The 20,194-nt window shown below is 55.1% G+C and carries 15 protein-coding genes; 10 read left to right on the forward strand and 5 right to left on the reverse strand.

Annotated features, from left to right (window positions below; genetic code table 11):
* Window positions 1-167: 167 nt before the first annotated feature.
* The 3 genes from CMO10_RS09620 to CMO10_RS09630 form a co-directional block, all read right to left on the reverse strand.
* On the reverse strand, window positions 168-1,757 hold the full coding sequence (locus CMO10_RS09620; protein ID WP_297021242.1) for an ABC transporter permease: 1,590 nt from the start codon (window positions 1,755-1,757) through the stop codon (window positions 168-170).
* 186 nt (window positions 1,758-1,943) lie between these two features.
* Window positions 1,944-3,059 (reverse strand): extracellular solute-binding protein, encoded by a 1,116-nt coding sequence (locus tag CMO10_RS09625; protein WP_297021245.1) that lies wholly within the window; start codon window positions 3,057-3,059, stop codon window positions 1,944-1,946.
* A gap of 89 nt (window positions 3,060-3,148) precedes the next feature.
* Window positions 3,149-4,252, reverse strand: coding sequence for an ABC transporter ATP-binding protein (locus CMO10_RS09630; protein ID WP_297021246.1), 1,104 nt, complete (start codon window positions 4,250-4,252; stop codon window positions 3,149-3,151).
* Window positions 4,253-4,720: 468 nt separating this feature from the next.
* Between CMO10_RS09630 and ruvX the strand changes: the two genes are divergently transcribed.
* Window positions 4,721-5,245 (forward strand): Holliday junction resolvase RuvX, encoded by a 525-nt coding sequence (gene ruvX, locus CMO10_RS09635; RefSeq protein ID WP_297021247.1) that lies wholly within the window; start codon window positions 4,721-4,723, stop codon window positions 5,243-5,245.
* A gap of 60 nt (window positions 5,246-5,305) precedes the next feature.
* Here ruvX and CMO10_RS09640 read toward each other — a convergent pair whose 3' ends face one another.
* Window positions 5,306-6,121 carry a VOC family protein gene (locus CMO10_RS09640; protein ID WP_297021249.1) on the reverse strand — a complete coding sequence of 272 codons (816 nt, stop codon included), beginning with the start codon at window positions 6,119-6,121 and terminating at the stop codon, window positions 5,306-5,308.
* A 250-nt stretch (window positions 6,122-6,371) separates the two neighbouring features.
* Here CMO10_RS09640 and CMO10_RS09645 point away from each other — a divergent pair, with 250 nt between their 5' ends.
* The 7 genes from CMO10_RS09645 (at window position 6,372) to rnr (ending at window position 17,024) form a co-directional block, all read left to right on the forward strand.
* Window positions 6,372-7,295 (forward strand): AEC family transporter, encoded by a 924-nt coding sequence (locus CMO10_RS09645; protein WP_297021251.1) that lies wholly within the window; start codon window positions 6,372-6,374, stop codon window positions 7,293-7,295.
* 175 nt (window positions 7,296-7,470) lie between these two features.
* A complete protein-coding gene (locus CMO10_RS09650; protein WP_297021309.1) occupies window positions 7,471-8,430 on the forward strand; it encodes an aspartate carbamoyltransferase catalytic subunit in 960 nt (319 codons plus the stop codon).
* Window positions 8,427-9,749, forward strand: a complete 1,323-nt coding sequence (gene pyrC / locus CMO10_RS09655; RefSeq protein ID WP_297021255.1) for a dihydroorotase — start codon at window positions 8,427-8,429, stop codon at window positions 9,747-9,749. The genes CMO10_RS09650 and pyrC overlap by 4 nt, the downstream gene beginning before the upstream one ends.
* Window position 9,750: 1 nt before the next feature.
* Complete coding sequence (gene plsY / locus CMO10_RS09660) at window positions 9,751-10,401, forward strand: glycerol-3-phosphate 1-O-acyltransferase PlsY (protein WP_297021257.1); 651 nt, start codon at window positions 9,751-9,753, stop codon at window positions 10,399-10,401.
* 63 nt (window positions 10,402-10,464) lie between these two features.
* Window positions 10,465-11,742, forward strand: a complete 1,278-nt coding sequence (gene dprA / locus CMO10_RS09665; RefSeq protein WP_363928339.1) for a DNA-processing protein DprA — start codon at window positions 10,465-10,467, stop codon at window positions 11,740-11,742.
* A gap of 170 nt (window positions 11,743-11,912) precedes the next feature.
* Window positions 11,913-14,543 carry a type I DNA topoisomerase gene (gene topA / locus CMO10_RS09670; RefSeq protein WP_297021263.1) on the forward strand — a complete coding sequence of 877 codons (2,631 nt, stop codon included), beginning with the start codon at window positions 11,913-11,915 and terminating at the stop codon, window positions 14,541-14,543.
* 48 nt (window positions 14,544-14,591) lie between these two features.
* Window positions 14,592-17,024 (forward strand): ribonuclease R, encoded by a 2,433-nt coding sequence (gene rnr / locus CMO10_RS09675; RefSeq protein WP_297021265.1) that lies wholly within the window; start codon window positions 14,592-14,594, stop codon window positions 17,022-17,024.
* A gap of 79 nt (window positions 17,025-17,103) precedes the next feature.
* Here rnr and CMO10_RS09680 read toward each other — a convergent pair whose 3' ends face one another.
* Window positions 17,104-17,886, reverse strand: coding sequence for an Hpt domain-containing protein (locus tag CMO10_RS09680; RefSeq protein WP_297021267.1), 783 nt, complete (start codon window positions 17,884-17,886; stop codon window positions 17,104-17,106).
* Window positions 17,887-18,073: 187 nt separating this feature from the next.
* Here CMO10_RS09680 and CMO10_RS09685 point away from each other — a divergent pair, with 187 nt between their 5' ends.
* A complete protein-coding gene (locus CMO10_RS09685) occupies window positions 18,074-18,478 on the forward strand; it encodes a DUF983 domain-containing protein (protein ID WP_297021270.1) in 405 nt (134 codons plus the stop codon).
* 122 nt (window positions 18,479-18,600) lie between these two features.
* Complete coding sequence (locus CMO10_RS09690; protein WP_297021273.1) at window positions 18,601-20,181, forward strand: S41 family peptidase; 1,581 nt, start codon at window positions 18,601-18,603, stop codon at window positions 20,179-20,181.
* Window positions 20,182-20,194: the final 13 nt, after the last annotated feature.

Raw genomic sequence — 20,194 nt, forward strand, 5'->3', positions numbered from 1 at the left:
AAGCAAGCGCTGCACCGACAGCAGCACCAAGGACAAACCCGATCCACGGGCTGCCAAAGATGTTGCCGGTAATGAAGCCGAACATGGCCCCTAGCAGAGCCACGAGTGGCATCGTGAAGGTCATCAATTCGGGCCGTCTTACGTATGAGATTACTTCATTCATGTTCTTAGCCCCCCAACTTCACGTTATCGATGCCCACAATCTTGTCGTAGCACCAGTACAGGCCAAGAACGACGACGAGAAGGATAGACCCGAGTGCGGCCGCAAGGCCCCAGTTGAGCGAACTTGAAATGTGATAGGCAATTCGGTTGGAGATGAAGACACCATCCGTACCACCAACAATTTCCGGCGTGATGTAGTAACCGATTGCCAGAATGAACACGAGGATCGAACCGGCACCAATGCCCGGAACAGACTGCGGGAAATAGACACGCCAGAAGGCAGTCCAGTTCGTCGCACCAAGAGACTTGGCTGCGCGCTGATAGCTTGGTGGGATGGTTTTCATCACCGAATAGAGCGGCAGGATCATGAATGGCAGCAGGATGTGGGTCATGGCAATAACCGTACCTGTTGCGTTATTCATCAGGATCAGGCGATCCGCATCATTGACAAATCCAAGCCAAACAAGGATTTCGTTGATCACCCCTTGCTGCTGCAAAAGCACCTTCCAGGCCGACGTACGCACCAGAAGCGACGTCCAGAACGGCAGAAGAACCAAGATCATCAGGATGCTTGCCGTGCGCATCGGCAGGTTGGCCAGAAGCCAGGCAACCGGATACCCCAGAACAATGCAGCTGGCGGTAATGATCAGCGCCATAATCAGCGTACGCGTAAACAGCGTCGTGTAGACCTGCTGGTTATCAGGCTTGGATTCAATGCCATCCGGCGTCAGGGTCATATCGACCGAGTTCAGGAAGTAACCCGGTGTCAGGCTTGGCGAGTAGAGCTTGATCGTCGCCCAGACCTTGGCAGAACCCCAGTCTTCGTCTTCCTCGACAAAGGCTTCGCGGAAGCCAAATTGCGGAAGCTGATCAAGGTTTGCCGCAGCAGCCTGCAGGGCACTTGCACCCGGCCCGCCATAGCTATTGATGGCCGAAACCGTATCCGGATTGGTCAAATCCATGCCAAGCGCGCCATAGACGGACTCCCACGGATCTTCTTCCGAAACGGTGTCTTCGTCCCGAATGGCGGCCCAAATGGCAAAATCAGTATAGGCCTGCGCGGTCCATGGCAGCATTTCGATCATGTCTGCAGACGGCACGAAGCCGACATCACCGCTCATGTCTTCATCCGACATAAGGGCCAGCATTTCACGGCGGCGTTCAAGGAAGCCTTCACCACCGGTTCCAGACATCATCTCGAACCAGAAGGAGCCTTCTTCAAAATTGGGGTCGATATCTTCAAGCGGATCCTGCCAAAGCTCGCCAATATCGTCGAGCGAACGGCCGGTGGTCCGGAACATCGAAGAAAGACCGGTTTGTTCATAGTTCAGACGGGTACCAAGGCGCGTATGCTGCTTGGCTTCTTCGGCCTTGAACAAATCGATGTAAAGATTGCGGTAAACGTCTTCGTGCGGCGGCTGACCGGTGGAACCATCCCATTCGGTCAAGGCAACAACAGTGCCCGGAATGGTGTTCGGCACGATATCGTTTTCAACCGACCGGAAAAGCATCGAGAGGATCGGTACGATAAAGGTCACCACCACAAAAATCAAAAGCGGTGCAACCAGCATGAGCGCGCGCATTTTCTGGCGCATCAATGCTCTTCGTAGACTTTGTTTTAGTGGTCTGCCATCAGCAGCTAACACTACTTCTTGTGATGTATCACCCATTACGCCCCCGTAAGCCTGCCCCGGTGTTTTCGGTCGTTATTTCGATCGGCAATTTATTTTTAGCGAATTGGTCGGCAAAGGGGGCCGTGAACGGCCCCCTTCCCTTAGCTCTTATTGAGCGAGCCAAGCCTGGAACTTGGCATCGATGTCGTCACGGTAGTCAGCCCAGAACTCGTAGTTATAGAGGAACGTGTTCTTGGCGTTTGCCGGATCGGTCGGCATGTGCGGAGCCATGTCGATGCCCAGATCGGCGTGCTTACCAACGAGCGGTGCCGAAGAGAAACGAGCCGGACCGTACGAGATGTAAGCAGCCTGGTCAGCAAGACGCTGGGTGTCGGTTGCGAACTTCACGAAGTCCAGAACGCGGTTCAGGCGATCTTCCGGAAGACCTGCCGGAATGATCCAGCCGTCAAGGTCGAAGACCTGAGCGTCCCAAAGCATTGCGATCGGCTGATCCTGTTCAACGATTGCGGAGAACAGACGACCGTTATAGGTCGAACCCATGAAGACTTCGCCGTCAGCCAGAAGCTGCGGGGTGTCTGCACCAGCACTCCACCAGATAACGCTGTCTTTGATGGTTGCCAGTTTGTCGAGAGCCTGCTGCTGGCCTTCCGGGGTTTCAAGAACGCTGTATACTTCGTCCTTGGCAACACCATCGCAGAGCAGAGCCCATTCCATGTTGTTGATCGGGCGTTTTTCAAGCGAACGCATGCCCGGATAGGTTTCGGTATCGAACAGGGCACAGATGTCGGTCGGTGCCGGAGTTCCAGCCGGAACCATGTCTTCACGGTAACCGAAGGTGGTCGAGTAAACGATCTGCGGGATGAAGCAGTCGCTTACAAGGAGATCACCGAAGTCATCTTCTGCAGAGGTGCCGTCCGGCGCTGCTGCAAGAACTTCGTTCGCATCGATTTCCATTGCGAGGCCTTCGTCGCAAAGGCGCATTGCGTCAGCAGCAACAACGTCAACCAGGTCCCAGGTTACGTTGTTGGCTTCGTTCATTGCACGCATTTTTGCAACGGCTTCGTTCGAGCTTTCGTCCCAGGTGATCGAAACACCCGGATTGTTCGCCATGTAAGGCTCAGCATAAGCCTTGATCTGGCTGTTCTGGTATGCACCACCCCAGCTGACAAGGGTCATGTCCGACGCCATGTCCTGAGCAAATGCGGAACCACCCGCAACAACAAGCAAAGCTGTCGATGCTGTGAGGGTTTTAATGAGCTGCATTAATAGACTCCCTGATTGTTTCCCGGACTATTCGTTGAGGACCAGCACCCGGGCGTACCGGTCCTGTATCTGCCTGACTTAGAGACGGGTTACGACGCGTCGAGCGCGCGGCAATCCTCTGCAAGCCAGCCGATCTCAATTTCCGTACCCGGTGTCAGACGCACCTGGTCCGGCGCGTTCCTGGTTTTGATGATGAACTCATCATTGCCAGCTACACGAAGACGTGTACGGAAGATGTCACCCATATAGATGAATTCCAGAACCTCGGCCTTGAGCGTATGTGCATCTGCGTGCAGGCGATCACGGTTATATTCGACACGTTCAGGACGGATCGAAACACGCGTGCGCTCACCCACTTCGCTCACATTGACTGGAACGGCATCAATAACTTCGCCGCCATCAAGCTGAACAACACAGGTGTTGCCCTTGATTTCCTTCACAACACCTTCGAGCGTGTTGTTTTCGCCGATGAACTGCGCAACAAAGCTGTTTTCCGGTTCTTCGTAAAGTTTGTCAGGCGGTGCAAGCTGCTGAATGCGGCCATCATCAAACACGGCAACACGGTCAGACATGGTCAATGCCTCGGTCTGGTCATGGGTGACGTAAACCGTGGTAATGCCAAGCTGGTGCGCAAGGTGCGTGATTTCGAACTGCATCTTTTCGCGAAGCTGCTTGTCAAGTGCGCCAAGCGGTTCGTCCATCAGAACCAGTTCTGGCTCGAACACCAGAGCGCGTGCCAAGGCAACACGCTGCTGTTGACCACCGGAAAGCTGTGCAGGACGACGTCCGCCAAAGCGGCCCATCTCCACCATGTCGAGTGCGCGCTTGACCTTTTCTTCCTGTTCCGCCTTGCCCATTTTGCGGACTTCAAGCGGGAAAGCCAGGTTCTCGGCGATCGTCATGTGCGGGAAGAGTGCGTAGTTCTGGAACACCATGCCGATCCCACGCTTGTGCGGCGGGATATCGTTGATCGAAACGCCGCCAAGGCGGATATCGCCGTGGGTTGCGGTTTCGAAGCCGGCAAGCATCATAAGGCAAGTTGTCTTGCCCGAACCTGACGGGCCAAGCATCGTCAGGAACTCGCCCTTAGGCATGGTTAGGTTGAGATCTTTAACGACGAGTGATTCGCCGTCATAACTTTTCTGTACACGTTCAAACTCAACGAACGCTTCATTCGATGCACCGTCGGCCAAACCCTATACCCCCTGATATGTCATTGTTTGTTCAGCGTTTTCGCTTTTGGTGATTTTTGTATGCGGAAATCAACTGGAACCTATCCAGAATGACGGTTCCTGACCCCTATGGATAGAAGCATTGCGACACTACCATGTAACAGGTGCGCTGCTTTTGACTGTTTTGTCTCTCTCAAGATGATCTGCGCATTCGGTCTGCCTGTCTCGCCCTGCATATTTCGATTTCGATCAATTTCTGCAGTGCGACATTAAAACAAACCTCTAGAAGCACTTCAACCCCCCATCATTCATAAAGATTTTTTCGCTAGGAAGCCCGCCATTTTCCACGTTGATTAGTATAAAATGCGCCAACATGCGAAATTCAAGCTCGTTTCTTCCATAAATCGGAAAACGATACAATTTTACGGCCCTGACAGGTCGCGCTAAACACACCTAGCAATTTGCCGCAAACACACCTATAAGGTCGCCATGATTTGTAATGATACTCAGGAATTGCTGCGGTTCTTGCCACCGGCAGCACGTGTGTTGGGCCTTGATTTGGGCACCAAGACCATTGGCGTAGCCCTGTCAGACGTCGGGCTGCAGATTGCATCCCCGTATGAGCTGATCTCGCGCAAGAAGTTCACGCGCGACATCGCTCAACTTTCTTCGATCATCGATAAACAGAATGTCGGCGGCATTATTATAGGCTTCCCGCGCGAACTTGATGGTTCGATCGGCAAGGCCTGCCATCGCGTTTATGCCTTTGTCGATGAGATGGAGAAGTATATCGACCTGCCCGTCCTGATGTGGGACGAGCGCCTGTCGACCAACGCGGTTGAGCGTATCCTGATTGAGGAAGTCGACATGACGCGCAAGCGCCGTGCAGAAGTCGTCGACAAGACAGCTGCTGCATACATCCTGCAAGGCGCACTCGATCACCTGAACCGTCATACCGATCCTGGCGAAAACGCCGAGGCCGATGAAGACGAAATCGACGGTGATGAAGACTGATTGAATTCAGGACTTCCAGATTGACCTGATCAAAGCTGCCCATGCAAACGGGCAGCTTTTTTATTTGGTGCGGATAACCATCATCACACCAAAGAATTTTGAGGGCGGCAGAATAAGGGCACCATTCTTCTCAACCGCGCCCATCTCTGTGGCGGCATCCGATATCTTTGCCATGTCGTCGACAATCAGTTCGAAACCGGCAAACCCATCGGTCGGAAACGCCGGATCTTCCACGCCATATCGGGCAACCAGCTCATCACCATGCAAGGCATCGACAATGCCGTCGACTCCGATTTCCTGATAGAAGTCGCGCACGGCATCTGCTGCCCAGTGATCAATAAGAACCTTGCCGATCGCAACAGCCCCATTCTTATGGGTTTGATATGCCGGGAAATAAAAGTTCTGTACCGGATGGCGATGCTGGCAGACGAATGTTACCGCATGGCGAAGCAAGGGATGGTTGGAGTACGCCAGCGAAAACGCCACACCGACCGTATCCCCCTCTGGCGTTTTGGCATCGCGTTCAAAATGAAATACCGGCGGCACAGCCGCCCCGGCTGCAATGAACTTTTCCCGGTCCTGCTCCGCATCGTCGGACTGAAGGGCCAGCATCGACATGCCTTCGCGATGACGCAGATAGTCGCGATTGTAAATCGGGAAGGAAAATGGCTCGGCAAGATCGGTTTCGGCAATCTTGTCCGGATCAACGACGGAAAGTAGCTCAATATACATACCGTCAAGCTGCACAAGTGCATTACCGGTACCGAAGGGATGAACTGCACGCGGGGTCACAGTGAACCCAAGCCGCGCATAAGCAGAGATGGCGGCATCAAGATCATTCACACACAGAACAATGTGATCAATCGCGCGTGACATGGCGTCCCTTTCCTAGAATATTCAGCGACCCGGACGACTTTGAATTGCAAGCAGTTTATCGACGCCAAAACCCGTTGGCTGTGCTGACTATCACATCAGAAATCACCCGGCAAAGGACAAGTCGCCGCCAAATGAATTTTAGTCATCTGGAATGATTACCGGTCGCGAGTGTGTTTTCCCCTGCGCACAATGGTGGTAACAGTAAGCTGGTTTCGCCCATTTCTCAGTGCCATGTGCTGAAAGTCGCCTGATGATCGCCATCCTGTCTGCATTGCTGCCGACCTTTGCCCTGATTGTTGTCGGGTATGTGCTGCGTGAACGGAAATTCCTGCCTGACAGCTTTTGGCCGGGCGCGGAAAAGCTGACCTATTTCATTACCTTTCCTGCGCTGCTGTTTTCCAATACCGCCAAGGCAGACCTTGGCAGCCTGCCGCTTCTGGGCATTGCGACCGCCATGCTGGGCACAATTGCCATCTGCACGGTTCTGATCCTTGCCGTGCGACCGGTCCTCAAAGTTTCTGCACCGACATTTTCATCTCTGGTACAGGGTGCTATTCGCCCCAATACCTATATCGGGCTTGCGGTTGCTGCCGCCCTGCTTGGCACCCATGGTTTGACCGTCACCGCCCTTTGCGTGGCATTGGTCGTACCCACTGTAAATGTCATTTCCGTTCTGGCCTGCGCCCATCTTGGTGACAATGATCGCAACCCCGGTGTGCTGTCGCTGTTACGGGATGTAGCGAAAAACCCGCTTTTGATGGCCTGCGTTCTGGGTAGCCTGTTTAACGTTCTTGGCATCGGATTGCCGCCCATCGTTGGGCCGTTCCTTGAAGTACTGGGCCGTGCCGCCCTTCCCATTGGGCTGCTTGCGGTTGGTGCGGGGCTTGATCTTTCGGCAGCTAGGCGTGCTGGGTTCCCGGTTGGGGTATCTAGCGTTGGCAAACTAGTTCTGAGCCCGGCGATTGCAGCGGGACTTTGCCTTATGCTCGGATTGCCGGATATCGAGCTAGCGGCTGTGGTGCTGTATGCTGCCCTGCCCTGTTCGGCCAGCGCCTATGTGCTGGCCCGCCTGATGGGCGGTGATGCCCAGATGATGGCCAGTATCATCACGGTTCACACCCTGCTTGCCATTCTGACCATGCCCGTGATTGCCATTCTGACCCAAGCGGTCTGAACGTGATCGGCTTATTCTATTCACCCGCAAACCTGACCGGTCAGTCAGGAATTTCCATACGAATGCATGGCAGTTACGGGCAATATTTAACTTTTCGTGACAGGGGCAATTCGGTATGCTCCGCCCGAAATTTTTCAAAGACCATCCAAGGGAAATGTGCAACGCCATGAGCGTCATGGGACCAGCGGCGGATCATTATCCGCACCCACACCTCCTCGGGATCGAGGGTCTGACCCCCGGGGAAATCACCCTTATTCTGGACCGCGCCCAGCACTATGCGGAAAAAAACCGCTCCGCTGACAAGACCAGCAACATTCTGGCCGGCGCGACAGTTGTTAATCTGTTTTACGAAAACTCTACCCGGACGCTGACATCGTTCGAACTTGCCGCCAAACGTCTTGGCGCTGACGTCATCAACATGACGGTTGGCACAAGTTCGGTCAAAAAGGGTGAAACCCTGATTGATACGGCGATGACGCTCAATGCCATGAACCCGGATGCCCTGGTTGTTCGCCATGGTGACAGTGGTGCGGTCAAGCTTCTGAGTGAAAAGGTCAACTGTGCGGTCCTGAACGCAGGCGATGGTCGCCACGAACACCCGACCCAGGCACTGCTTGATGCGCTGACCATCCGCCGCCACAAAGGACGCCTGCATCGCCTGAATGTTGCGATTTGCGGCGACATTGCCCATTCGCGGGTGGCACGGTCCAACATCCTGCTTTTGAACACCATGGGATCGCGCGTGCGCCTTGTCGCACCACCAACCCTGATCCCGTCGAAAATCGACCGCATGGGTGTTGAAATCTTCCATGACATGGAAGAAGGCCTGAAGGATTGCGACATCGTCATGATGTTGCGTCTGCAGCTTGAACGCATGGAAGGCAGCTTCATCCCGTCGGTGCGTGAATACTTCCATTTCCATGGCCTTGATCGTGCCAAACTGGCCAATGCCAAACCCGACGCGCTGATCATGCATCCCGGTCCGATGAACCGCGGGGTCGAAATCGACAGTGAAGTTGCCGATGACGTTGAACGTTCCGTCATCCGTGAACAGGTCGAAATGGGCGTTGCCGTGCGCATGGCAGCGCTTGAATTGCTCGTGCAGAACCACAGAAAGATGGGAGGTCAGGCATGAGTCCCGCAATCCGCGCCAAGGGCGCAGGTAAAAAGGCCTTCATCAATGCCCGCTTGCTTGATCCGGTCAAACAGACCGATGAAAAAGGCGGCCTCCTGATCGAAGATGACACCATTCTTAAAAGCGGCCCGGACATTACCGAGAGCACGGTTCCCGATGGCTTTGAGATCATCGACCTTGGTGGCGCGTGTCTGGCACCCGGCCTCGTCGATATGCGCGCCCAGTTGCGCGAGCCGGGATTTGAGCATCAGGAAACCATCGAAACGGCAGGCAAGTCGGCGGCCATCGGTGGGGTCACCACCATCATTGCCCTTCCCAATACCGATCCGGTGATTGATGACGTCGCGGGCGTGGAATTCATCGCCCGGCGTGCGCGCAAGGTTGGTCTGGCGAAGGTATTTGTCTATGGCGCGGTGTCCAAGGGCATCGAAGGCCAGGAAATCACCGAAATGGGCCTGCTGCATCAGGCCGGTGCTGTTGCCTTCTGCGATGGCGTCAAAACCATTGCCAGCGCACGTCTGCTGCGTCAGGCACTGGCATATTCGACGTTTTTTGACGGCATGATCGTTCAGCATCCCGAAGAGCCGGAGCTTTCCAAGGGTGCGTCGATGAACAGTGGTGAACTCGCCACACGCCTTGGCCTTTCGGGTGTTTCGCCACTGGCTGAAGTCATTCAGATTGAACGCGACCTGCGCCTTGTTGAAATGACGGGCGGGCGTCTGCATTTCGCCCATATCTCGACCGGGGAATCGGTTGAGGTCATTCGTAAGGCCAAGAAACGTGGTCTTAAAGTCACCTGCGATACGGCCCCGCCCTATTTTGCGCTAAATGAAAATGCGGTTTCGGATTACCGAACCTTTGCCAAGCTTTCTCCGCCGCTGCGATCCGAAGATGATCGTCAGGCAATTGTTGCGGGCTTGGCCGACGGCACGATTGATGCCATCGCATCGGATCACAACCCGCAAGATGCCGATTCCAAGCGCCTACCCTTTGCACAGGCCGCCGCCGGTGCAGTCGGATTTGAAACGCTGCTTCCGATGGCGCTGGAACTTTATCACAACGGGCATATGTCGCTTCTTAATGTGATTACCAAGCTTACCCGAATTCCCGCGGAACTGGTCCGCATCAAAGGTGCCGGAACCTTGAGCGAAGGAACAGCGGCCGATCTTGTGATCTTTGATCCGGATCGCCCGTGGAAAGTGGATCCCTACCAGTTCCATTCGAAATCGAAAAACTCACCGTTTGATGGCCGTTTGACGCAGGGTCGCGTCCTGCGCACCTTTATTGATGGTCGCGAAGTCTTCTCGGAAGGTGCCTGAAATGGAACTTGATGCCACCTACAAGGCAATGTTGATGTCGCTTCAGGTCGCAACGGTTTGCGGATACCTGCTGGGTTCCATCCCGTTTGGTCTTGTCCTGACAAGAATGGCCGGGCTTGGTGATATTCGTCAGATCGGGTCTGGCAATATCGGTGCGACCAACGTTCTGCGCACCGGACGCAAAGGCCTTGCCCTTCTGACTCTGATCGGGGATGCGGGCAAAGGTGCGTTTGCGGCCTTGCTGTTCACCCATCTTTATGGTGCCGAGCAAGGCATCTTTGCCGGTGGGGCTGCAGTACTTGGTCACATGTTCCCGATCTGGCTGCGGTTTAAAGGCGGCAAAGGGGTTGCAACGACCCTTGGCACACTAGCAGCCGTTAACTGGATCATGGGCCTTTGTGCGGCCCTGACTTGGCTTGTGATGGCGCTGATATTCCGTATTTCATCGCTTTCGGCTTTGATTGCGATGATCGCAGCCCCGCTGGCGGCGTTCTTTATCGCCAATGATCCGGGTGCAGGTTGGCTTGGTGTGTTTCTTGCCGCGATTGTCTGGCTTGCCCATCACGCCAATATCGGTCGCTTGCTGCGCGGTGAAGAACCCAAGATCGGCCAGAAGAAAAAACAGGCTGACGAAGAAACGCCAGCGTCCTAGGCCCAGACCGCCCCTTCGAATAGCTTGACGAAAGAACGCCCGGATGATCACAATCCGGGCGTTATGCATTTTTCCGACCAACAACCAAAGCGATTATCACAATCGGAACGCCTCGCACGGATGCGGTTGGCGCGTAGCGCCAATGTTGGTCCGGTTACATTCCGTAAAATGCTTGAACGGTTTGGCTCTGGCCGTAATGCGATTGATGCCCTGCCCGAGCTCATTGCCCATACCAAAACAACCCGGCAGATCAAGCTCGCCACCCGTGATGAGACGGTTGCAGAAATCGAGACGGCCAAGACGTGCGGGGCAAAACCGATCATATTTGGCGATCCGGAGTACCCGGCATTGCTAGCCCGAATTGATGACGCCCCAGCTTATTTTTATGCCATCGGACGGATCGAATTATTGACCAAAACCGCCATTGGCATTGTTGGCGCGCGCAATGCATCGGCAACAGGATGCGGCTTCGCGCGTAAAATCAGCCATGAATTGGTAAATGCGGGCTATGTCGTTGTATCGGGCATGGCACGCGGCATTGATGGCGCGGCACATAGCGCCGCCCTGCAAACCAACGGCAATGCGGTTGGCGGGACCATTGCGGTTCTGGGCGGCGGTGTTGATGTGGTGTACCCGCGCGAACATCAGGACCTTTACGAAAAGCTTTGTGATCAGGGCTGCGTGATTTCGGAAATGCCGCCGGGCCTCAAACCGCAGGCGCGGCATTTTCCAAGGCGTAACCGGATCATTTCCGGGCTGTCTTTCGGCACGGTGGTGATTGAGGCCGGACGCAATTCAGGGTCATTGATCACCGCGCGCTTTGCTGCAGAACAGGGTCGTGACGTCTTTGCGGTTCCGGGATCCCCGACCGATCCACGCGCGGCCGGTCCAAACAGTCTGATCCGTGATGGTGCGATCCTGTGCGACTCTGCCGACGTTATTCTTGATGCTGTTCGTGTGGCCGAGCAGAACAGCCATCTGTTTGAACGAATTCACACCTTTAATACAGACGCCCGAACAACAGACCACGAAACGACAGCTGCATCCTATGGCGACATCCTGGCATCCCTTGAACAGGACGCCATCATGTTAGACGGAAAGAAAGCAGATCAAACCATTGATTTAAAAGAATTCCCACTAGAAGAAGATGACTGTGACGGCGTCCTTAAAGAGAGCGAAAAACTGTTCGATTTGCTTTCGCCTACCCCCCTGTTGATTGATGAACTCATCCGTACGTCGGACTTGCCCGCCGAGCAGGTTTCGACAATTTTGATTGAACTCGAACTTGCAGGAAGGGTTGAACGTCACCCCGGAAATAGGGTATCGCGTATCGCCAAATGAGAGTCGCGTCGGATATGGATGTGACAAATATTGTTGTGATTTGCCGCAATTTGCGCAATTTGATCTGAAAAACAGCGACACACTATAATATATGTGTGCAGAACTTCAGGTTACTGACCACGCAGCATAATGACCGCCTTCGGGCGCAAGAACCGGACACGAAAAACGTAATGAATCTTGTCATCGTCGAATCCCCGGCCAAAGCCAAGACGATCAACAAATACCTCGGTGACGATTATAAGGTACTGGCCTCATTCGGTCATATCCGCGATCTGCCGTCCAAGGATGGCTCGGTCGATACCGACAACGACTTTTCGATGGTCTGGGAAACAGATGGCCGTTCGGAAAAGCAGATCCGTGAAATTGCCTCTGCGGCGCGTGACTCCGACACCATTTTCCTCGCGACTGACCCGGATCGCGAAGGTGAAGCCATTTCCTGGCATATTCTTGAAGTTCTCGAGCAGAAAAAATTGCTCCGCGGCCGCGATGTCCATCGCGTCGTGTTCCACGAGATCACCAAGAAGGCCGTAACCGAAGCAATTGCCAACCCGCGCGAACTCAATCAGGAACTGGTTGATGCTTACCTCGCGCGGCGTGCGCTGGATTATCTTGTTGGCTTTAACCTGTCACCGGTTCTGTGGCGTAAACTGCCGGGTTCCCGGTCGGCTGGACGCGTGCAGTCTGTGGCACTGCGTCTGATCTGCGAACGCGAAATCGAGATCGAGGCTTTCAAACCTGACGAATACTGGTCGCTTGAAGCCGGTTTTGCCGTGCCGGAAGGCCAGTTTTCCGCTCGCCTCACCCACCTGAATGGTGAAAAGCTCGACAAGCTTGCATTGGGCGATGAAAACGCTGCCAAGGTCGCCAAGGAAAAGGTGGAAAGCCGCAGCTACACCGTTTCCAAGGTCGAGCGCAAAGACGTCAAACGTCGTCCGCAGCCGCCTTTCACCACGTCAACCCTGCAGCAGGAAGCGTCGCGTAAGCTTGGCTTTGGTGCCAAGCGCACCATGCAACTTGCCCAGCGCCTGTATGAAGGTGTTGATATCGGTGGTGAGACGGTCGGTCTGATTACCTATATGCGTACTGACGCCGTGGTCCTGTCACAGGAAGCCCTGGCAGCAGCGCGCCGCCTGATCGGCAAGGATTACGGTGACGAGTATCTTCCGAGCTCCGCACGCAGCTTTGCCAACAAGGCCAAGAACGCGCAGGAAGCCCACGAGGCGGTCCGTCCGACCGACCTGTTCCGTCGCCCGGAACAGGTTTCGCGTCATCTCGATAAGGACCAGCTGGCCCTTTACACCCTGATCTGGAAACGGACCGTCGCCTGCCAGATGGAAGATGCCCGCTTTGATCAGGTAGCTGTTGATCTGTCATCGAATGACAATCACGTGGTCCTGCGTGCCAATGGTTCGGTTGTGAAGTTTGATGGCTTTCTGAAGCTTTATCAGGAAGGCAAGGATGACGAGGCCGAAGACGAAAAGGATCGTCGTCTGCCGCCGCTAAAAGAGGGCCAGAAGCCCGATCTTGGCAAGGTCAGCATCGACCAACACTTCACCCAGCCCCCACCCCGCTATACCGAGGCAAGTCTGGTCAAGAAGATGGAAGAGCTCGGCATTGGCCGTCCGTCGACTTATGCATCGATCATTTCGGTCCTGCAGGATCGAAACTATGTCTTGCTCGAACGGCGTCGTTTTGTCGCACAGGATCGTGGTCGTTTGGTCACAGCATTCCTGTCGAAATTCTTTGAACGCTATGTGCAATACAACTTCACTGCGGATCTGGAAAACCAGCTTGATGAAATCTCGATGGGCAAGCTTGCCTGGAAAGAGGTTCTCAGAGATTTCTGGAAATCGTTCAAAGGCAATGTCGACGAAGCCAAGGAACTCAAGATAACCGATGTCCTTGATGCGCTTCAGGTAATGCTGGAAAACTACCTGTTCCCGACGCGCGAAGACGGAACAGACCCGCATAAATGCCCGAAATGCTCGGATGGTCAGTTGAGCCTCAAGCTGGGTAAGTTTGGCGCCTTCCTTGGCTGCTCGAACTATCCGGAATGCAACTATACCCGTCCGCTGGTTGCCAATGAAAACGGTGCGGACTCCGAACTCGACTCTGGGCCAAAGGTTCTTGGCATCGACAAGGAGACCGGCAAGGAAATCACCCTGCGCAAAGGTCCGTACGGCGTTTACGTCCAGCTTGGCGAGGAAGAGGAAGTCGAAGGCAAGAACGGCAAGCCCAAAAAGGTCAAACCAAAGCGCACCTCCCTACCCAAGGGCCTGGAACCGTCTGTCGTTGATCTGACCAAGGCCGAGGAACTCCTGACCTTGCCACGCGTTGTCGGGATCTACCCCGAAACCGGCGAAGAAATGAAAGCCAATATTGGCCGCTTTGGCCCGTATGTTCAGGCGGGCAGTATCTTTGCGTCGCTCAAGGCCGATGATGATGTTCTGACGATTGGTGAAAACCGCGCGATCACATTGATTGCGGACAAGCGCGAAAAGGCAGGCAAGGAAATCGGCAAGCACCCGGATGACGGTGAACCGATCTTTGTCGCAGTCGGGCGCTGGGGACCGTTCGTCAAACACAAGAAAACCATTGCCAATATCCGCGATGTCGAACGCGATGACATCACCCTTGAAATGGCGATAAAGGCCATCAAGGAAAAAGAAGCCAAATCGGGCAAGACCACGAAGGCTTCTGCGAAAAAGACGGCGACCAAAAAGGCGCCTGCCAAAAAGAAAACCGCTGCGAAGAAACCAGCAGCGAAAAAGACAACCACGAAAAAGGCGGCGGCGAACTAATCGCCGCCTTCCTTTTCTCTGGAATACCGATGAAAGGACGCCGCAAAGTTGGCGAACGACACAGAAGACAAAAAACACTTCCCGACCAAGGAAGAGATTATCGAGTTTATCGATATGAGCCCGACACCTGTCGGCAAGCGCGAGATTGCGCGCGCCTTTAATATCAAGGGCGCGGCCAAGATCGAGCTCAAGAAGATCCTGAAAGACCTGAAAATTGGCGGCGATGTCGTCAAGGGTCGCCGGCGCTTTGACAAGCCGGACCGCCTGCCACCGGTTGAGGTTCTTGAAATCACCGGCATTGATGATGACGGCGAAGTTCTGGCCAAGCCGAATGTCTGGAAGCACGACTATGACCCGCCGCTGATCGTGGTGAAATCGATCCGCCGTGGCGGACCGAGTGCGCCGGGCATTGGCGACAAGATTTTGGCCAAGCTGCGCTATACCGGCAAGCATACCTACGAAGCCAGCATCATGCGGGTCCTTGGAAGCGGCCCACAGCGCGTCTTGGGGCTTTATCGTCCCAATGAACGCGAAGGTCGCGTTGTACCTACAGACCGCAAGGATAGCGGCGAGATCGCCGTCCCGCTTGATGATCATCCCGATCTTGAAAGCGGTGCGCTGGTTCTGACCGAAATCCTGCCGGGCAAGCATTTCGGATTGCGCAAGGGCCGGATCACCGAGGTCCTTGGCAACATCAACGAACCGAAATCGATCAGCCTGGTGTCGATCCATGCGCGCGGCATTCCGTTTGAATTCCCGCCCGAGGTCGAACTTCAGGCACGCGAATCCAAGGCCACCCCGCTGGGCAAACGCACCGATCTGCGTGACATCCCGCTGGTGACTATTGACGGCGCTGATGCGCGCGACTTTGACGATGCCGTCTGGGCCGAAGCCGATCCGGACCCGGCCAACGAAGGCGGTTGGCACATCATGGTCGCGATTGCCGATGTGTCCTGGTATGTGCGCCCGGGCGATGCTCTTGACCGTGAAGCGGTCAAACGTGGCAATAGTTGCTATTTCCCGGATCGCGTCGTACCGATGTTGCCGTTTGAGCTTTCTAACGGTTGGTGCTCGTTGGTTCCGCACGAAGATCGCGGCTGTATGGCGGTTGAGATGTGGCTTGATAAGCATGGCCACAAACTGCGCCATAAATTCTGCCGTGGTATGATGAAATCCGCCGCCCGCCTGACCTATGATCAGGTCCAGCGTGCGATGGATGGCCAGCCTGATGACACCACCGGCCCGTTGGTCGATACGATCATCAAACCGCTTTACGGCGCCTATAACGCGTTCCTCGAAGCCCGCAAAAAGCGTGGCGTGCTGGAGCTTGATGTTCCCGAACGCAAGATCGAGCTGAATGATCAGGGCCAGATCGTCGCCATTGCACCGCGTGCGCGCTTTGACAGCCACAAGCTGATCGAAGAATTCATGATCGCGGCCAACGTCTGTGCGGCCGAGGAACTTGAACGCATCAAGCAACCTTGCATGTATCGTATCCACGATGCACCGAGCGAGGAAAAGCTTGAAGCGCTGCATGAGTTCCTTGAAGGCGCAGGTTATAAGCTGAACAAGGCATCGGTTCTGCGTCCGCGTGATTTCAACCGGATTCTTGAACTTGCCAAGGACACGCCAGAGGCCGAACTGATCAACACCGTGGTGTTGCGCAGTCAGTCACAGGCGATGTATAGCCCCGATAATATCGGGCACTTCGGTCTCGCTCTTAAGAAATATGCGCACTTTACCTCTCCGATCCGTCGTTATGCGGACCTTCTGGTCCATCGCGCCCTGATCGCCGGCCTCAAGCTTGGTGAAGGCGGATTGACGCCCGAAGAAGGCGAACGGTTCGAGCAGATTGGCGAGGATATCTCAGGCACCGAACGACGGGCGGCCATGGCCGAACGCGATGCAGTTGACCGCTATGTCGCGGCCTATATGTCCGACAAGGTTGGCGCAGAGTTCCCGGGCAAGATTTCCGGGGTTACGCATTTCGGTCTGTTCATATCGCTGAACGAAACCGGTGCGGACGGGTTGGTTCCGATATCCACCCTGCCCGATGATTATTACATCCATGACGCGGCAAGCCACGCGCTGGTCGGCCAAAACCGGGGCAAGAAGTTCCAGCTGGGTGATTCTGTTGTCGTGCGTATTGCCGATGCTGATGCCGCCACAGGGTCTTTGGCCCTGCGCCTGGCCGAGCACGCCGAAATCACCGCACGCGACCTGATCGAACGGCCGCGCGGTCGACGTGGCTCTGGCAAGCGCCGCGGCAGCCCCGGTGATCGCAGCCACCGTCATGGCAGCAAGCCCGGCTTCCGATCCGGTCCACGTGACGCCAATGGCCCCGGTGGTTCATCCGCCACCAAGTCAAAAGGCAAGAAAGCCGGGGCCAAGAAAAAGACCACGCCGAAAAAGCAGCGCAAGCTGGTGGCGTCCAACCGGGCGTCGCGTAACGCGGCAAAACAGGGTCCTAAATCGGATTGATCCGATGGATCCCCACAAAACACCAAAGGCGGCCGATCTGGCCGCCTTTTCTTTTCGATACCGAGTTTCCGGCAAATGCTCAGAGCATGGTTTCAATGAACTTCGTAAGATGTTCGGCGGTCTGTTTGCCCCGGTTGCTAATGATTGCAACGTTCTTGGGCAAGCCTTCCAGATCGGGATGGGACGCCTCGAAACTGGTCAAAAGGCCCAGTTTCTTATCTGCCAGCGTTTTCATGGCCGCGAGCGCGCGGATCAGTTCAATCCCGCTCAACCCATCAAGGACAGCTGCAGTAATCACGGCATCGGGGCGAGATTGAACGACCGTCTCAAACGCCTCGACTGCGGATCGTGCCGTAATGGTCCGAAAGCCCTTTTCACGCAGTGCGCGTTGCAAAAAATGCCCCTGCACGGCGGTTGCCGTGACCAGAAGGACTTCCTTGTCCTGCGCAACCGCAACTTCGGAAGTATCATCTTTTTCATCTGCCTTGGCACTACGGGTCGGCAGGGATCGCAATATACGTGTTTCTTCTTCAGCCTGCGGATTGGTGCCACTTTCAATGATCTCGCGGATCCAGCTGGTAAAATCGACCAGTGATGCCGCTTCGAGATCATCAATCTGGCTCAGATCGGCGATATAATCTTCAAGCCGATGGGCAATCGCCCCGACCAACGGGAACCCGAATGATCCCGCAAGCCCCTTCACGGTGTGGGCTTCGCGGCGCAACTCGGCAATGCCCGGGCCGGCTTCGTCCATGCCGCCAGCGACGCGGTCAATCGTTGTTTCAATGCGATCAATGCGTTCGAGCGTGTCCTCAATGAAGTCCTGTTTCAGACCGGCAACGATTGCGTCCGCATTTCCCATTAGGCACTCCCTTGGCAACTGTTCGATCAAGCAAACGTGACCCGAAATGCGCCCCTGAGGTGAATAACAAGGGTCGATTTTACTTGCTTGCGCGATCGAACATCATGATGATGGCTCACCGTCTGAATGCCCGTTTTCGCCACCCGGATCAAGAGGGCCTTGGACGTAACAGGAGTTAATTTTGCCTATGAATGCCCCGCACGATATTTCACCTGAAACAAATGGCACTGCCAGCAAACAAGGCAGCAGCCGACTGATGACCGGCCTGCGCCGAGGTTTTCGCCGCAAGTGCCCGAATTGCGGCCATGGCTTTGCCTTTGGCGGTTATCTGAAGCTTCGCTCGGAATGTGATGTGTGCAATCACCCGATCGGGGAATATCGCTGCGATGATGCCCCGCCCTATTTCACGATCTTCCTTGTCGGACATATCGTGGTACCGGGCGCGCTTGCCATGGAACAGAATTTCAGCCCGTCATTGGCCCTGCAACTTTCGATCTGGCTTCCGGCAACAGTCGCATTATGCCTTGGATTCCTGCCCTTTATCAAAGGGGCCGTTCTTGGCACCCAATGGGCGATGCGGATCAAAGGATAGTCATTGGCAAAAGGCCATTTTTTCCAGTAGAATACGTGGGTTATCTAACCTGAATTAAACGGATCCATTAGTTGGTCGCACGTCGCGTCTCAGAGACTAAATATCCTAATACCGACACTGGAATGCGTCGCTTGCAACGCGTTTGTGCCGCCGTCGGGTTATGTGTTTCGCTCGCCGCCTGTGCCAGCTCCGACCGGATGGGCGTAACCTCCCCCGACGATCCGCAAACCCGTGAACTGATTTCCCAGACGATAGAACTGGTTGCCACGCGCTATATCGACCCGATCAGCCGCGAACAGATCCTTGTGAACACCCTTGATGGCCTGTCATCGATTGACGAAAACATCCGGGTCGACATCACCCCGATGGATTTGGTTCTGCAATATGATGACCGGACAGTCGACAGGATCGCCCTGCCCGCCACATCTGATGAGACGGTCGATCATGATAATCTTCAGGTCTGGTCGGAAATCACGCTCAATGGCTTAGCCAAATACCGGGCTCATTCGGCCAAACTGCGCAACACCCAAACCAAAGACATCGAGTCTGCCCTGATCAGTGGTGCGATCCGCAATCTGGATCGCTATAGTCGCTATGAGGGCCCGGCACGGGCCGAGAATGCGCGCAACCGTCGTGATGGATATATCGGAATTGGTGTGCGTGTTGTTGGTGGTTCGGGCTACCCTGTCGTCAAACTTGTCCATCCGGAAAGCCCGGCTGCACGTGCAGGTCTTCATCCCGGGGATCAGATCCTGACGGTCAATGGCGAGGACATGTATGGCAAAGCCAGCCGCTATGCCGCCGACCTGCTGCATGGCGAGGAAGGTACTTCTGTCCTTATCGAGGTCAATGCCGCCAACAGTCCTGCCATCACCCCGATGGAAATCCTGCGCGAACGGGTGATCGACCGGACTGTGTTTGCCGAATACCGTGACAATGTCCTGATCGCACGGGTTAGCAGCTTCAACTCTGCGACGGCCACCACCCTTGCCGACAGCATCATGAAGGCAAAGCTTTATGATGGCGGGCTTGAGGGCGTCATTCTTGATCTTCGCGGCAATCGCGGCGGGCTTTTGCAACAGGGTGTCGCCGTTGCCGACCTGTTTCTGGCCGATGGCCCGATCGGCAAGACATTTTCCCGTGTGATGGCCGCGCGCCACATTTTCAAGGCCGAAAGTGGGGATCTGACCAACGGTGTGCCGCTGGTGGTTCTGATTGACGGACGCACGGCGTCTTCGGCCGAATTGGTAGCAGCAGCGCTTCAAGACCGTCACCGGGCGGTACTGATCGGCTCCACAAGCTTTGGCAAGGGATCGGTTCAGGCGATCAATGATCTGCCCAACCATGGCACGCTGACCTTCACCTGGTCACGCATGACAGCCCCTTCTGGCTACACCTTTGACAGAATCGGTCTTTTCCCGGCCATCTGCACGCAGTCCGATGCAAACGACACCGCAATCCATCAGGTTGCACAAGCGCTGTCACAGCGTGATCAGATCGCCTCGATGATGATGAAGTGGCGCGCTCTGGACTATCAGGATGAAAAAAGCCGTCGCGAACTGCGCAATGTCTGTCCGGCAAGTGCGAATGGCGAAACATTTGATGTCGAAGTGGCGCTGGAACTGCTGAAAAATCGCCGTGAATACAAGAATCTGGCCTATGCCGGACAAGAGGAAATCGCCGATACATTTGCCAGCCAATAAATTTGCATTCTTT

The sequence above is a fragment of the Thalassospira sp. genome (assembly GCF_002709775.1).
Classification (GTDB): Bacteria; Pseudomonadota; Alphaproteobacteria; order Rhodospirillales; family Thalassospiraceae; genus Thalassospira.

Excerpts from the sequence above, each read along its gene's own strand:
- CMO10_RS09625 (WP_297021245.1), bottom strand. The coding sequence starts at position 3,059 with ATGCAGCTCATTAAAACCCTCACAGCATCGACAGCTTTGCTTGTTGTT.
- CMO10_RS09690 (WP_297021273.1), top strand. The coding sequence starts at position 18,601 with ATGCGTCGCTTGCAACGCGTTTGTGCCGCCGTCGGGTTATGTGTTTCG.
- CMO10_RS09685 (WP_297021270.1), top strand. The coding sequence starts at position 18,074 with ATGAATGCCCCGCACGATATTTCACCTGAAACAAATGGCACTGCCAGC.
- ruvX (WP_297021247.1), top strand. The coding sequence starts at position 4,721 with ATGATTTGTAATGATACTCAGGAATTGCTGCGGTTCTTGCCACCGGCA.
- CMO10_RS09680 (WP_297021267.1), bottom strand. The coding sequence starts at position 17,886 with ATGGGAAATGCGGACGCAATCGTTGCCGGTCTGAAACAGGACTTCATT.
- CMO10_RS09620 (WP_297021242.1), bottom strand. The coding sequence starts at position 1,757 with ATGCGCCAGAAAATGCGCGCGCTCATGCTGGTTGCACCGCTTTTGATT.
- pyrC (WP_297021255.1), top strand. The coding sequence starts at position 8,427 with ATGAGTCCCGCAATCCGCGCCAAGGGCGCAGGTAAAAAGGCCTTCATC.
- CMO10_RS09640 (WP_297021249.1), bottom strand. The coding sequence starts at position 6,121 with ATGTCACGCGCGATTGATCACATTGTTCTGTGTGTGAATGATCTTGAT.
- dprA (WP_363928339.1), top strand. The coding sequence starts at position 10,465 with ATGCATTTTTCCGACCAACAACCAAAGCGATTATCACAATCGGAACGC.
- CMO10_RS09650 (WP_297021309.1), top strand. The coding sequence starts at position 7,471 with ATGGGACCAGCGGCGGATCATTATCCGCACCCACACCTCCTCGGGATC.
- plsY (WP_297021257.1), top strand. The coding sequence starts at position 9,751 with ATGGAACTTGATGCCACCTACAAGGCAATGTTGATGTCGCTTCAGGTC.
- topA (WP_297021263.1), top strand. The coding sequence starts at position 11,913 with ATGAATCTTGTCATCGTCGAATCCCCGGCCAAAGCCAAGACGATCAAC.
- CMO10_RS09645 (WP_297021251.1), top strand. The coding sequence starts at position 6,372 with ATGATCGCCATCCTGTCTGCATTGCTGCCGACCTTTGCCCTGATTGTT.